At 64.0% G+C, this 13,465-nt stretch carries 13 protein-coding genes; all 13 read right to left on the bottom strand.

What is annotated here, in order from left to right:
* Positions 1-6: 6 nt before the first annotated feature.
* The 13 genes from ureC to HUJ28_12410 all read right to left on the bottom strand — a co-directional run bounded on the left by ureC (position 7) and on the right by HUJ28_12410 (position 13,253).
* Complete coding sequence (gene ureC / locus HUJ28_12470) at positions 7-1,710, bottom strand: urease subunit alpha (protein ID MBD3620276.1); 1,704 nt, start codon at positions 1,708-1,710, stop codon at positions 7-9.
* The gene (locus tag HUJ28_12465) at positions 1,707-2,027 is read right to left on the bottom strand and encodes an urease subunit beta (GenBank protein ID MBD3620275.1); all 321 of its coding nucleotides are present in this window, start codon (positions 2,025-2,027) and stop codon (positions 1,707-1,709) included. Before HUJ28_12465 ends, ureC begins: the two co-directional genes overlap by 4 nt.
* 9 nt (positions 2,028-2,036) lie before the next feature.
* The gene (ureA, locus tag HUJ28_12460) at positions 2,037-2,339 is read right to left on the bottom strand and encodes an urease subunit gamma (GenBank protein ID MBD3620274.1); all 303 of its coding nucleotides are present in this window, start codon (positions 2,337-2,339) and stop codon (positions 2,037-2,039) included.
* A 37-nt stretch (positions 2,340-2,376) separates the two neighbouring features.
* Entirely contained in the window at positions 2,377-3,225 is an 849-nt protein-coding gene (locus tag HUJ28_12455; GenBank protein MBD3620273.1) for an urease accessory protein UreD, read from the bottom strand.
* Between the two features lie 146 nt (positions 3,226-3,371).
* The gene (locus HUJ28_12450) at positions 3,372-5,156 is read right to left on the bottom strand and encodes a hypothetical protein (GenBank protein ID MBD3620272.1); all 1,785 of its coding nucleotides are present in this window, start codon (positions 5,154-5,156) and stop codon (positions 3,372-3,374) included.
* Between the two features lie 72 nt (positions 5,157-5,228).
* Positions 5,229-6,272 (bottom strand): aliphatic amidase, encoded by a 1,044-nt coding sequence (locus HUJ28_12445; protein ID MBD3620271.1) that lies wholly within the window; start codon positions 6,270-6,272, stop codon positions 5,229-5,231.
* Positions 6,273-6,308: 36 nt separating this feature from the next.
* Positions 6,309-6,998: an urea ABC transporter ATP-binding subunit UrtE gene (urtE, locus tag HUJ28_12440; protein ID MBD3620270.1), complete on the bottom strand. Its 690-nt coding sequence runs from the start codon at positions 6,996-6,998 to the stop codon at positions 6,309-6,311.
* 14 nt (positions 6,999-7,012) lie between these two features.
* Entirely contained in the window at positions 7,013-7,759 is a 747-nt protein-coding gene (gene urtD / locus HUJ28_12435; protein MBD3620269.1) for an urea ABC transporter ATP-binding protein UrtD, read from the bottom strand.
* 30 nt (positions 7,760-7,789) lie between these two features.
* Positions 7,790-8,941, bottom strand: coding sequence for an urea ABC transporter permease subunit UrtC (gene urtC, locus HUJ28_12430; GenBank protein ID MBD3620268.1), 1,152 nt, complete (start codon positions 8,939-8,941; stop codon positions 7,790-7,792).
* 12 nt (positions 8,942-8,953) lie between these two features.
* Positions 8,954-9,871 carry an urea ABC transporter permease subunit UrtB gene (gene urtB / locus HUJ28_12425; GenBank protein MBD3620267.1) on the bottom strand — a complete coding sequence of 306 codons (918 nt, stop codon included), beginning with the start codon at positions 9,869-9,871 and terminating at the stop codon, positions 8,954-8,956.
* 130 nt (positions 9,872-10,001) lie between these two features.
* Positions 10,002-11,243: an urea ABC transporter substrate-binding protein gene (gene urtA, locus HUJ28_12420; GenBank protein ID MBD3620266.1), complete on the bottom strand. Its 1,242-nt coding sequence runs from the start codon at positions 11,241-11,243 to the stop codon at positions 10,002-10,004.
* 374 nt (positions 11,244-11,617) lie between these two features.
* The gene (locus tag HUJ28_12415; GenBank protein MBD3620265.1) at positions 11,618-11,974 is read right to left on the bottom strand and encodes a zinc ribbon domain-containing protein; all 357 of its coding nucleotides are present in this window, start codon (positions 11,972-11,974) and stop codon (positions 11,618-11,620) included.
* Between the two features lie 49 nt (positions 11,975-12,023).
* Positions 12,024-13,253, bottom strand: a complete 1,230-nt coding sequence (locus tag HUJ28_12410) for an acetamidase/formamidase family protein (protein ID MBD3620264.1) — start codon at positions 13,251-13,253, stop codon at positions 12,024-12,026.
* Positions 13,254-13,465: the final 212 nt, after the last annotated feature.

The following is a 13,465-nucleotide window of genomic DNA, read 5'->3' as shown; positions in this document are numbered from 1 at the left end:
CCGGCCTCAGAACAGGAAATAGCGTTGGGCGAGCGGCAGCTCCACGGCCGGCTCGCAGATGAGCAGTTCGCCGTCGGCGCGTACCTCGTAGGTCTGCGGGTCGACCTCGATCTGCGGCTGCCAGGCGTTGTGCACCATGTCGGCCTTGCGCACGCTGCGCGTGTCCTTCACCACGCCGATGCGCGAGGCCAGTGCGAGCTGCTCGTGGATGCCGGCGGCCTGCGCCGCCTGCGAGAGGAAGGTCAGGCGCGTGGCATGGCGCGCGGCACCGAGCGCGCCGAACATGGTGCGGTAATGCACCGGCTGCGGCGTGGGGATGGAGGCATTGGGATCGCCCATGGGCGCGGCCACGATCATGCCGCCCTTGATGATGAGCGAGGGCTTGGCCCCGAAGAAGGCCGGCTTCCACAGCACCAGGTCGGCGAGCTTGCCCACTTCCACCGATCCGACCTCGTGCGCGATGCCGTGGGTGATGGCCGGGTTGATGGTGTACTTGGCGATGTAGCGTCGGGCGCGCAGGTTGTCGTTGCGCGCGCTGTCGCCGGCGAGCGCACCGCGCTGCACCTTCATCTTGTGCGCGGTCTGCCAGGTGCGCGTGATCACCTCGCCGACACGGCCCATGGCCTGCGAATCGGAGGAGATCATGGAGAAGGCGCCGAGGTCGTGCAGGATGTCCTCGGCGGCGATGGTCTCGCGGCGGATGCGCGACTCGGCGAAGGCCACGTCCTCGGCGATGGCCGGGTCCAGGTGATGGCAGACCATGAGCATGTCCAGGTGCTCGTCCACCGTGTTCACCGTGTAGGGTCGCGTCGGGTTGGTGGAGGACGGCAGCACGTTGGCCTCGCCGGCCGCGCGGATGATGTCGGGTGCGTGCCCGCCACCGGCGCCCTCGGTGTGGTAGGTGTGGATCACGCGACCCTTGAGCGCGGCCAGCGTGTCCTCGACGAAGCCCGATTCGTTCAAGGTGTCGGTATGGATCGCCACCTGCACGTCCATCTCCTCGGCCACGCTCAGGCAGTTGTCGATGGCCGCGGGCGTGGTGCCCCAGTCCTCATGCAGCTTCAGCCCGATGGCGCCGGCGGCCACCTGCTCGCGCAGCGGCTCCGGCAGGCTGGCGTTGCCCTTGCCGAGGAAGCCGAGATTCACGGGCAGGCTGTCCGCCGCCTGCAGCATGCGATGGATGTTCCACGGACCGGGCGTGCAGGTGGTGGCATTGGTACCGGTGGCCGGCCCCGTGCCGCCGCCGAGCATGGTGGTGACGCCGGACATCATCGCCTCCTCCACCTGCTGCGGGCAGATGAAATGGATGTGGGCATCGATGCCGCCGGCGGTGAGGATCTGGCCCTCGCCCGCGATGGCCTCGGTGCCGGGGCCGACCACGATGTTCACATCGGGCTGCACGTCCGGGTTGCCGGCCTTGCCGATGCCGGCGATACGTCCGTTCTTGATGCCGATGTCGGCCTTCACGATGCCCCAGTGATCGAGGATCAGCGCGTTGGTGATGACGACATCCACCACCTCGGCGGCCACCCGCTGTCCCTGGCCCATGCCGTCGCGGATCACCTTGCCGCCACCGAACTTCACCTCGTCGCCGTAGACCGTGTGATCGGCCTCGACCTCGATGACGAGTTCGGTGTCGGCGAGGCGCAGGCGATCGCCCGTGGTCGGGCCGTACATCTCGGCATAGGCCTGTCTCGTGATCCGGGTCATGATGCCCCCTCCTCGAGTGCGCCCATCACCGCGCCGCGAAAGCCGTACACCCGGCGCGCGCCGGCGTAGGCGACGAGTTCCACCTCGCGCGACTGCCCGGGCTCGAAACGCACCGCGGTACCGGCGGGGATGTTCAGGCGAAAGCCGCGCGCCGCCTCGCGTTCAAACTCGAGGGCGGGATTGGTCTCGTAGAAGTGGTAATGCGAGCCGACCTGGATGGGCCGGTCGCCGGTGTTGGCCACGGTGAGGCGGCACGTATCGCGCCCCGCGTTGAGTTCGATCTCGCCGTCGGCCGGCAGCAGTTCTCCGGGAATCATCTGCGTCTCCTAGACGATGGGCTGGTGCACGGTGACGAGCTTGGTGCCATCGGGAAACGTCGCCTCCACCTGCACCTCGTCGATCATCTCCGGCACCCCGTCCATCACGTCCTCGCGAGTGAGCAGCGTGGCACCAAAGCCCATGAGCTCGGCCACACTGCGTCCCTCGCGTGCACCTTCCATGATGGCGCAGGAGATGAAGGCCACCGCCTCCGGGTAGTTGAGCTTGAGCCCGCGCGCCTTGCGCCGCTCGGCCAGCAGGCCTGCCGTGAACAGCACCAGCTTGTCTTTTTCCCTTGGCGAGAGTTCCATCGTCTGTCTCCGTGCCTTGCGTAATTGATCGGATGTCTCAGGTGCGCCAGATGCGCGGCGTGCAGGCGGGACGGCCCAGCAGGGCCGGTCGCAGCAGCGCCCAGATCCGCTCGAAGACCGCGCGCGCCGCCAGTGCCTCGTCGCCGAGATAACGGCAGACCAGCAGGTCGTCGATGAGCGTGATGCCAAGCTGCGCACTGTCGGGCGCGGCGACCTGCGTGCGCACCGCCTCCAGCAGCTCGCGCGTCACCGGCGTGGCAAGCAGGGTGGCCAGACAGCGTCTGCCCGACAGTCCCGCGGCAGCGTGCAGCAGCCCACCGTCGCCATCGAGGGTCAAGGCATCGACGACGAGCGGCTCGTCCCCGCGCCAGAGCTCCAGGCGCTGGCGCAGACAGCCGGTGCGAAACAGATGTCCACCCGCCGGGCGCCCAGGGACCAGGGTCTCCCAGCCGATGAAGCGCGCACCGTCCTCGAGTTCCACGCGGCAGTGCGTACGCGCCTTGGCACCATCGAAACCGATCGTCTCCTGCGGCAGCCACTCCAGCGCTGCGTTGCTGCCCACGCGCAGGTGCTGCGTCTGCGAGGCCTCCAGGCCGTTGCTGCGATAGAACTTGGTCGCCCCGGGTGTGGTGACCAGCGCATGGGCCTGCGGCGCCACGGCCAGACCGACCTCCAGCGCATCGCCGCCCACCAGCCCACCGGGCGGGTGCAGCAGGTACAGGTGGCAGACCCCGCCCTCGGGATAGAACGGCCGCTGCACGACCAGCGGTCCGCTGTGCACGCGACGCACCGGTACCGTGCGCCCGGCCCGCACGCCAAAGTCGACCTCCAGCCGCGCCCGCCAGTGACGCACCGGCACGACCTCCTGTAGGGAAAGCGCCTCCATACCTGCCCCAATGCAAGGCGCGTACCAGCACACACCATCACCACGGGGCACCCGTCTGGCGCAGATGCGGCGCCCGATCGCGCACCATTACGTGACATGCGCCCCGCACGCGCACCGGCATCGAGCACGCGACCTGCGACTCTTAGTCACCCCAGATAGCGCCGGACCAGCCGGAAATACACCTCCGGCAGATGGCGCGGCAGATCGGTCACGCGCTGCATCACCGCATGGCGATGGGCGCCGAAGATGTGGGTGACGTAGGCATCGGCCTCGGCATCGAGACTGAGGCAGTAGGGCAGGAGGTCATGACCCAGGGCATCGACCACGGCATGGTGGGCATCCTCGATGAGCAGGCGCGGGTCGTGCACGTCGATATCCGAGGGTGCGCCGTCGGTGATGACGAGCAGCAGGCGGTGTGCCGCCGGCTGCGCCGCCAGGCAGCGGGTGGCGTGACGGATCGCCGCCCCCATGCGCGTGGAGAACTCGCCCTGCATGGCGCCGAGCCGCGCCACCTGTTCGGCCCCGTAGGGCTCGTCGAAATCCAGCAACCGCTGGTAATGCAGCGCCTGACGACCGTCGGAATTGAACCCGTGGATCGCAAAGCGATGACCGAGCCGGCTCAGGGCGTCGGCCAGCACGATGGCCGCCTCGCGCGTGACATCGAGCACGCTGCGCTCGGGGGCCTCGCGCAAGGCGTCCCGGGTCGACGCGGAGAGATCCAGCAACACCAGCAGCGCCAGCTCCTGTTCGGAGTGCAGGTGATGCCGCATGTAGACCCGCCCATCCGGCGTCTGGCCACCCTGCATCGCGATCCGGTTCTCGATGACCCCGTCGAGATCGAGCTCGTCCCCCTCGACCTGGCGACGCAGTCGTCTGCGACTCTGGTGATGCACGGCCGCGATCTGGCGGTGCAGCCGCTCGATGACCGACCGGTAACGCCCCAGCACCTCTTCGGCCACGGCCGGTGCCCTCGCCGACGGGCGCCGGTCCAGCACCTGCACCCAGTCCTGCTTGAGGCGCTGGATGCGGTAATCCCATTCGGGGTAGGCGAGTACCGATGTCGACAGCGACGCCTCCGCCCCCTCCCGGTATTCGAGGGCGGCCTGCTCCGTCACGGGCTGGATGGCATAGCCCGTCTCCGTATCCGCGCGGGCACCATCCACCAGCGAGAGGCTCGCGCCCGTATCCGTCTCGCGCAGGCGCGCCGACCGCACACCGATGGCATCCACCGCCTGCGGGCTGCCTGCTTCGCGGGCAAGCGCCCGATCAGTGGTCCACAGGTGGGTATTGTCATCGCGGTAGGCGGCCACGGAAAAAGGGCGTCCCTCGTTCATGGCGATACGCATCTGGCCCAGATCGCTGGCCAGCAGCAGGCCCAGCTCGCGGGCGAAACCGGGATCCTCCCAGCGGACGGGCTCGGCGTAGAACAGACGCTGCCCCCGGGCCACCCAGGCATTCGGGTCGTGGCGATCCGGCAGGAGCAGGGCAACCGCCAGGCGGTGCAGGAGATGGTCGAAGTCCTGCACATCGACCGCCACCTCGCCAAGCTGCTCATGCCACAGGCGGCGCAGCCCCGGGAACTCGCGGCTGGCGAGCGCCTCGACACGGGCGTCCTCCACCGTCTCGATCAGCTCCCGCTGGCGGGCCTTCAGGTCGGCCGTGTCGAAGCACTGTGTGGAATACGCCAGATGTGCCCCGGCATGGGCCGCAGCCGCGCGTGCGGTATTGGCAGACACCGTGGGCGACAGATAGAGTCGCCCCTCGGTCAGGCGGGGCGCGGGCAGCGCCATCGGCAGCACCCGGTCATCTCCGGGATGGCCACCCCAGAGCGCCGTGAGAAAGAGCCGGGCGCGTCGCAGCGGATCGGCAGGGGCGCCTGCCGTAGCAAGGCCGTGACCGACGGACTTGTCCGGCCTCAGGACGGCAGACATGGCGGGACGACCGGCACGGCCTCGGACGGGCATGGGCCGGCGGGATAACCCACCGACCCATGCCACTGTCTCCTAGCGGTGCGAGGAGGCCGTGTCCTCGTTGGGAATGCCCTCGATGGGACACTCTGCGGTGCCGACCGTCTTGCGCGTGATGGCCTCGACATCCTCGCACGCCGCGTCCGGGTCGGTGATCCACTTGGTGTAGAACTCGTAGGGGCAGGCGGCCACGCCGGTATCGCCCTCGCCCGAATTGATCTTGCCCGTGTAGCCGCGATGCAGCAGCTTGAACAGGTGATTCTGCGACTGGGCATTCTTGCGAAAATCGCGGATCTGCGAGACGGACAGCTCGGCATACTGGATGCCGTAGTCCTCTTCGCCACATTCGCCCAGCGTGCGACCATCGAAGCCGACGATGGCCGAATGACCGAAATAGGAATACACGCCATCGAAGCCGGTGGCATTGGCCACGGCCACGTAGCTGTTGTTCATCCACGCCATGGCCTTGGCCACGATCACCTGCTGTTCCTTGGACGGGTACATGTATCCCTGGCAGCGCACGATCAGCTCGGCGCCACGCATGGCACAGTCACGCCAGATCTCCGGGTAGTTGCCGTCGTCGCAGATGATGAGGCTGACCTTGAGCCCTTTCGGCCCTTCGCTGACGTAGGTCTTGTCTCCCGGGTACCAGCCCTCCACCGGGCACCAGGGCATGATCTTGCGGTACTTCTGCACGATCTCGCCCTGATCGTTCATCAGGATCAGGGTGTTGTACGGCGCCTTGTTCGGATGATCCTCGTGACGCTCGCCGGTGAGGGAGAATACCCCCCAGGTCTTCGCCTTGCGGCAGGCGGCCGCGAAGATCTCGGTCTCCTCGCCGGGTATGGTCGAGGCGGTGTCGTACATCTCCTTCGGATCGTACATGATCCCGTGGGTGGAGTACTCGGGAAAGATCACCAGGTCCATCCCCGGCAGCCCCTGCTTCATGCCGACGACCATGTCCGCGATGTTGCGGGCATTGTCCAGCACTTCGGCGCGGGTGTGCAGGCGGGGCATCTTGTAATTGACGACGGCCACACCGACCGTGTCGTTGCTCGATGAGATATCACCGTGCCGCATGATTCTGACTCCTGCGTATTGAATGAGTGAAGGGGTTCATACCGAGAGATACTTGCTGATCTGCGCCTCATCGACTTCCTCGCGCCGGTCCTCACGGATGAAGTTCCCTTTCTCGATCACGATGATGCGATCGGCAATCGCCATGGTGAAGCTGAGCACCTGCTCGGAGACGATGATCGAGATCTCGCGCAGCTTGCGAATCTCGTTGAGGACGTTTGCGATGTCCTTGATGATGGACGGCTGGATGCCCTCGGTAGGTTCATCGAGCAGCAGCACCTTGGGGTCGGTGACCAGCGCACGCGCAATAGCCAGCTGCTGTTGCTGACCACCCGACAGGTTGCCGCCCTTGCGCTTGCGCATGTCCCACAGCACCGGGAACAGGGCGAACACATCCTCCGGTATGTTGCGCTTGCCCGTACTGGAGAGCCCGGTCCGGATGTTCTCTTCCACGGTGAGCGTCGGAAAGATCATCCGCCCCTGGGGCACATAGGCGATACCATGCTTGACCCGCTCGTAACTCTCCATTCCGGTCACACTTCTGCCGTCCAGGCTGATATCGCCGCCGCTGGTGGAGAGCGCGCCGATCAGCGACTTGAACAGCGTGGTCTTGCCCATGCCGTTACGCCCCATCACGGCGACCGTCTCGTTCATCTCCACCTTGAGGTCGATGCCGTGGATCACCTCGCTCTGGCCGTAACTTACCTTGAGATCTGATACTTGCAGCATGTCGCGCCCCCGGCCTAGTGGCCCAAGTAGACTTCGATGACTTTGGGATCGTTCTGCACATGATCCATGTCGCCGGCGGCAAGAATCTTGCCCTGGTGCAACACCGTGACCTTGTGCGCGATGGACTTGACGAACTCCATGTCGTGCTCGATGACCAGCACGGCGCGCCCCTTGCAGATGCGTCGCAACAACTCGGCCGTATCCTGTCGCTCCTTCACGCTCATGCCCGCCACCGGCTCATCCAGCATCAGCAGCTGCGGGTCCTGGATCAGCAGCATGCCGATCTCCAGCCACTGTTTCTGGCCATGGCTGAGCAGCCCGGCCTGCGTATGGAGTTCTTCGCCTAGGTTGATCTCCCCGGCAATCTCTTCCACACGCTTCACGACCTCCTCGTCACGCTTGAACATCAGCGCGCCGAACACGCCATGACCTCGCGGGAAGGAGATCTCCAGGTTCTCGAAGACGGAGAGGTTTTCGTAAATGGACGGGTTCTGGAACTTTCGCCCCACCCCGGCATGCACGATCTTGTGCTCCGACAACTTCGTCAGCTCCTGGTTGCGGAACTTGATGCTTCCCGAGGTTGCCTGCGTCTTCCCGCAGATCATGTCCAGCACCGTGGTCTTGCCAGCCCCGTTCGGCCCGATGATGACGTGCAGCTCGTCCTCGTCCAGGTAGAAGTTGAGCCCGTCCACGGCCTTGAAGCCGTCGAAGGAGACCGTCAGGTCCTCGATGGCCAGCAGGAAATCGGTATCGCTACTCATTTCTCAATCCCTCGCTTGGTCGTGGTCATCTCAGGACTCGCTTGGACGGGGCGTCTGCGCCCTGTAGGCCGGGCAGAACGGCACCCGTGCGCAGATCCGGCCACCCAGGGCGAAGAGCCTGCTGCGATATTTCTGGTAGACACCGGCCAGGCCATCCGGGAAGGCCATCACCACTGCGATGAACAGAGCCCCCATCATGAACAGCCACAGCTCCGGCGCGACTTCCGAGAAGTAGGTCTTGCCGAAACTGACCAGCAGCGTGCCGTACACTGCACCGATCAGCGACATCCGCCCGCCCACGGCGGCGAAGATCACCATCTCGATCGAGGGCACGATGCCGACGAAGGACGGCGACATGAAACCCACCTGCAGGGTGAACATGGCACCACCGATGGCCGAGAACATGGCCGCCAGGCAGAAGACGAAGATCTTGAAGGCCGAGACGTCATAACCCGAGAACCGTACACGGTCCTCGCGATCGCGCATGGCCACCAGCAGGCGCCCGAGCTTGGAGGTGATGACGAAGCGTCCGATCATGATCACCCCGAGCAGCAGGAAGGCGTTGACGAAGTACAGGATGTACTTGGCCGAATCATCGCGGATATCCCAGCCCAGCAGCGTGCGCAGGTCGGTGATGCCATTGATGCCACCGGTATAGCCCTGCTGGCCGACGATCAGCACCGTCAGGATCAGCGCGATGGCCTGGGTGATGATCGCGAAGTACACCCCTCCCACGCGGCGCTTGAACATGGCCACGCCGATGAAGAAGGCAAAGATCGTGGGCACCACCAGGACCGCGATAATGGTCAGCGGGAGGCTGTTGAAGGGCTCCCAGAACCACGGCAACGCCGTGATCTGGTTCCAGTCCATGAAATCCGGGATACCGGGCGTCGACTGGATCGCCGTGGCCTCGGGACTGGAGGCCTCCAGCTTGAGGAACATGGCCATGGCGTAACCGCCGAGGCCGAAGAAGACCCCCTGCCCCAGACTCAGGATGCCACCATAGCCCCAGCACATGACCAGGCCGACCGCGACGAAAGCATAGGTCAGGTACTTGCCGACCAGGTTCAGGCGGAAGATATCCAGGAACAGCGGGAACAGCACCAGGATCACGGCAGCAATGATGACAAAGGCCACCGCACCCTCCTTGCCGCCCATCATACGTTGCATGAAGAAGTTCATGACCGGACTCTCCTACTTGCGAACCTTGACCGAGAACAGGCCTTCGGGTCGGATCATCAGAACGCCTACCACGAACAGCAGGGTAAGCACCTTGGCCATGGAGCCGCTCATGAAGAACTCCATGATCGACTGCGCCTCGGCGATGGCAAAGGCCGAAGCGATGGTGCCGAACAGGCTAGCCGCCCCACCGAACACGACCACCATGAAGGTATCGACGATGTACAGGGAACCGGTGGTGGGCCCGGTCGAGGCAATGGTCGTAAAGGCGGCACCCGCCACACCGGCAATGCCGCAACCCAGGGCAAAGGTGAACCGGTCCACCTTCTTCGTGTTGATACCCACGGCGCCGGCCATCATCCGGTTCTGCGTGGTCGCACGCATCTTCACGCCGGACCGTGACTTGTACAGGTAATAGAGCACGGCAAACGTCAGCAGCACCGTCAGCCCCAGCACGAACAGGCCATTGATCGGAATATCGATCGTGTCGGTGGGCTGCCAGGAACCCTGCAGCCAGTCAGGCATCGTCGGGCTCACTTCCCGCGCACCGAAGACGGTACGGAAGACCTGCTGCAGCATGAGGCTCAGGCCCCAGGTCGCCAGCAGGGTATCCAGTGGTCGCGCGTACAGGTGTCGTATCAGAGCCCATTCGGTCAGGTAACCCGCACCGAAGGCAATCAGAAACGACACGATGATCGCGACCGGAAAATAGTAATCCACGAGGCCGAATTCGCCGGCCATGGTGGACATCAGAAACGTGGTATAGGCACCGATGGTCATGAACTCACCATGCGCCATGTTGATCACGCCCATCTGGCCAAAGATAATCGCCAGACCAAGCGCCATCAGCAGCAACACACTGAACAAGCTGATCCCCGCGAAGCCCTGCATCGCGACGATGCTCATCAGCTCTGAAGCGGTATAGCCATCCATAACAAACACCCCATGTGGTTGTCTTCTCTCCGGCCCGATCTGCACTGAAGGCAGATACTCCGGATCTGGCGATCGACCTGGCCGGCCGGGGCCGGCCAGGACATTACTTACCCAACGTCTGTCTCAGGACTTACTGATAACCTTCCGGGAACGGGTTCGGCGCGATCACGTCGGACTCGAAGACCACCTCGGCCTGACCGTCCTTCTGCCATTTGCCAATACGCGTGCGCATGTGCAGATGATGGTTCTCGTCCACCTTCAGGTAGCCATGCGGGGAGTCTTCCCAGACCAGGCCCGGCGACGCGGCCACGACCTTGTCGACATCGAAGCTGCCGGCCTTCTCGACCGCCCACTTCCACAGCCAAGGGCCCAGGTAGGCCGACTCGGTCACGTCACCGATCACTGCATCGGCACCATATTCAGCCTTGAAGGCCTTGACGAACTCGGCATTGCTGCCGGCATCCAGGGACTGGAAGTACTTCATCGAGGAATAAAAGCCCTCGAGGTTCTCGCCACCGATGCCCAGCGCCTCGTCTTCGGTCACGGCCAGCGTCAGCAGGTTCTGGCGCTTGGAGTCCATGCCGGCGGAGACCATCTGCTTGAAGAAGGCCACGTTGCTGCCACCGACCACGGCACCGAAGACCAGATCCGGCTTCTTCAGCTTGATCTTGTTGATGAGCGAACCGAAGTTGGTGTGACCCAGCGGGTAGTACTCCTCGCCCACCACCTTGCCACCGAGCACGTTCTCGATGTGCTTGCGCGCGATCTTCATCGAGGTACGCGGCCAGATGTAGTCGGAACCGACCAGATAGAAGGTCTTGGCACCGAGGGTTTCACTCGCCCAGTCCAGACCCGCCAGGATCTGCTGGGTGGCCTCCTGGCCGGTGTAGAAGACGTTGTGCGACTGCTCCAGGCCCTCGTAGAAGGTCGGGTAGTAGAGCAGACCGTTTTCCTTCTCGAACACGGGCAGAACTGCCTTGCGCGAGGCCGAAGTCCACGCACCGAAAACGGCCGCCACCTTGTCCTGCACCAGCAGCTTCTTGGCCTTCTCGGCGAAGGTCGGCCAGTCGGAGGCGCCGTCTTCCACGATCACCTCGATCTGCCGGCCCAGGATGCCGCCGGACTCGTTGATCTGCTTGATCGCGAGCTTTTCCGCCTGGATGGAACCGACTTCACTGATCGCCATCGTGCCCGTCATGGAATGCAGGATACCCACCGTGACCTTGTCGTCGGTCACGGCCAGCCCCGTGGTATTCACAGCCGAGGTCGGCGGATTGGCCGCCATCGCGGCACCGGTCGTGGCGATCATCGTCGCCGCGGCCAACGCAGACAGCGTGGTCTTCAGAAACTTGCGCTTCGATTTATTGAACATTGTCGTTACCCCTAGCTTGACTACTCTCAAAGACATGTCGCGCACCCCTTGTGGGCGATGCACACTCGGTTGCCCATTTCGCTTATTGCAACGCCCGTGCCAATCACCGGGGAATGTCCGTCGCAATCGACCAACAACCCTGCGCAGGCACTGTCCACGGGCGTTTATGCAGCACACCCATCGCAGACCGGGATTAATTCAAGCCGCTCATGCAACCGGCGTTGCACCACCGACGTGCAACCATTCGTGCACGCGCATCTTTTCTGGTGCGCCAGGATTGGGAGTCACGCAAAAAAAAAGAGCGACCCGCAGGTCGCTCATGACGCACATAACGATTTTTCTTATGGTTAGCCGAAGAGGCACCATACGCACCTTCAGTGGCCGAGCATCCAGGGCCTCGCATTCTTCTTCGTCTGGCGCTGGAATTCCGGTTTTCCGGCTGCACCAGACTGACCCTCCTTGGCCGCGACACGCTTGTTGCTGCCACAGGTATGCGCACCAGTGCAACCGCAACTCGAACGTCGCGCACGTCGCGGCTCGTGTTGCGAGCGCTCGTTACGCTCCCACTTCTGGCGGTTTTCGCCGGTCATCAACGACAGGCTCGGCGCACTGATCAGGCGCGGCGACGAACGCCCGCAATCCGGGCATTCGGCTGGTACCGCCGAATCCGACAACCTTGCCAGGCGCGTGAACAGGCCGCAGGCCGGGCAATCGTACTCATAGATAGGCATATGTTGACCTCCGAACGCAGGCGGCGCGCGCTGCGCGCCGCCCGTCTCATCAGCTGCTGGTCTTCGATGTATCCGTACCGGGTGCAACCATGATCTCCGGTCCATCCGCATTCGGCCGGATATCGAACTCGAAGATCTCGGTGGGCAACCACAACGTGGCGCAGACATTGGGAATGTCCACGATACCGCTGATATGCCCTTCCACCGGGGCCGTACCCAGGATCGAGTAGGCCTGTTCGCCGGTATAGCCGAACTTCTTCATGTATTCGATGGCATTCAGGCAGGCACGGCGATAGGCGATGTGCGCATCGAGGTAATGCTGCTTGCCGTCCTCGTCCACCGAGATGCCCTCGAAGATCAGGTAGTCGCTGAAATGCGGGTCCACCTTGCTCGGCTGGAAGATCGGGTTGACGATGCCGTATTTCTCCACGCCACCCTTGATCAGCTTCACACGCATCTCGATGAAGCCGGCCATCTCGATGGCGCCACAGAAGGTGATCTCGCCGTCACCCTGCGAGAAGTGCAGGTCACCCACGGAGAGGCCGGCCCCCTTCACGTACACCGGGAAGTAGATGCGTGACCCGCGCGACAGGTTCTTGATGTCGCAGTTGCCGCCATGCTCGCGCGGCGGCACGGTGCGCGCGCCCTCTTTCGCCGCACGCTTCGCCTCGGCCTCGGGCATCTGACCCATCAGGGCCGTTTCTTCATAGGGCAGGGTCGCCAGCGGCGGCACACGGTCGGGATCGGTGGCCACCAGTGCGCCCTCGCGCTTGTTCCACTCGTCCAGCAACTCCCTCGAGGGCAGGCAGCCGATCAGGCCCGGGTGTATGGTGCCGGGAAACGATACGCCGGGGATATGGCGCGACTTGGTATAGATCCCACTGAAGTCCCAGATCGACTTGCGCGCCTCCGGGAAGTGCTCGGTGAGGAAGCCACCGCCATTCTCCTTGGCGAACAGCCCGTTGAAACCCCAGAGCTGACCGGGAAGCGGACCGACGTCCAGAATGTCCACCACCAGCAGGTCGCCCGGCTCCGCGCCTTCCACACCCACCGGACCCGTTAGGTAGTGCACCTTGGTCAGGTCAACGTCACGGATGTCGTCCGCGCAGTCGTTGTTCTCGATCTGGCCACCGGTCCAGTCGAAGCATTCCAGGCGGAACTCGTCGCCCGGCTTCACCTGCACGGCCATCGGAATGTCGGGATGCCAGCGGTTGTGCGGCTTGATGGCCTGTTCTTCCGGCGGCTTGTTGAAGTCATAACTGATCAATGTTTCTGGCATGACACTACTCCCAGGCTGGAACGCGATACGATTGGTTTTCAGGGAGCGCACCCACCGGGGGCACGCACGGATTACCCGAGAGGTATTCAGCAACAAGCGTGCCACGCAACTAACCAGCGTTATTTCATCGACTTACCGGACAGTCTACCGGTGTCTCCGTTACCGGCACGCCACAGAAAAGGGCAGGTGCGCATGGACATGCACTGGCAAAA

This window comes from Chromatiales bacterium, from assembly GCA_014762505.1.
GTDB lineage: Bacteria > Pseudomonadota > Gammaproteobacteria > SpSt-1174 > SpSt-1174 > SpSt-1174.
This window is presented reverse-complemented; position numbering and strand designations above follow the sequence as displayed.

Bases quoted from the DNA above. Each gene is read 5' to 3' on its own strand.
- urtD (MBD3620269.1), bottom strand. From the start codon at position 7,759: ATGAGTAGCGATACCGATTTCCTGCTGGCCATCGAGGACCTGACGGTC.
- ureC (MBD3620276.1), bottom strand. From the start codon at position 1,710: ATGACCCGGATCACGAGACAGGCCTATGCCGAGATGTACGGCCCGACC.
- urtB (MBD3620267.1), bottom strand. From the start codon at position 9,871: ATGGATGGCTATACCGCTTCAGAGCTGATGAGCATCGTCGCGATGCAG.
- HUJ28_12455 (MBD3620273.1), bottom strand. From the start codon at position 3,225: ATGGAGGCGCTTTCCCTACAGGAGGTCGTGCCGGTGCGTCACTGGCGG.
- HUJ28_12465 (MBD3620275.1), bottom strand. From the start codon at position 2,027: ATGATTCCCGGAGAACTGCTGCCGGCCGACGGCGAGATCGAACTCAAC.
- urtE (MBD3620270.1), bottom strand. From the start codon at position 6,998: ATGCTGCAAGTATCAGATCTCAAGGTAAGTTACGGCCAGAGCGAGGTG.
- HUJ28_12450 (MBD3620272.1), bottom strand. From the start codon at position 5,156: ATGTCTGCCGTCCTGAGGCCGGACAAGTCCGTCGGTCACGGCCTTGCT.
- urtC (MBD3620268.1), bottom strand. From the start codon at position 8,941: ATGAACTTCTTCATGCAACGTATGATGGGCGGCAAGGAGGGTGCGGTG.
- HUJ28_12415 (MBD3620265.1), bottom strand. From the start codon at position 11,974: ATGCCTATCTATGAGTACGATTGCCCGGCCTGCGGCCTGTTCACGCGC.
- HUJ28_12410 (MBD3620264.1), bottom strand. From the start codon at position 13,253: ATGCCAGAAACATTGATCAGTTATGACTTCAACAAGCCGCCGGAAGAA.
- ureA (MBD3620274.1), bottom strand. From the start codon at position 2,339: ATGGAACTCTCGCCAAGGGAAAAAGACAAGCTGGTGCTGTTCACGGCA.
- HUJ28_12445 (MBD3620271.1), bottom strand. From the start codon at position 6,272: ATGCGGCACGGTGATATCTCATCGAGCAACGACACGGTCGGTGTGGCC.
- urtA (MBD3620266.1), bottom strand. From the start codon at position 11,243: ATGTTCAATAAATCGAAGCGCAAGTTTCTGAAGACCACGCTGTCTGCG.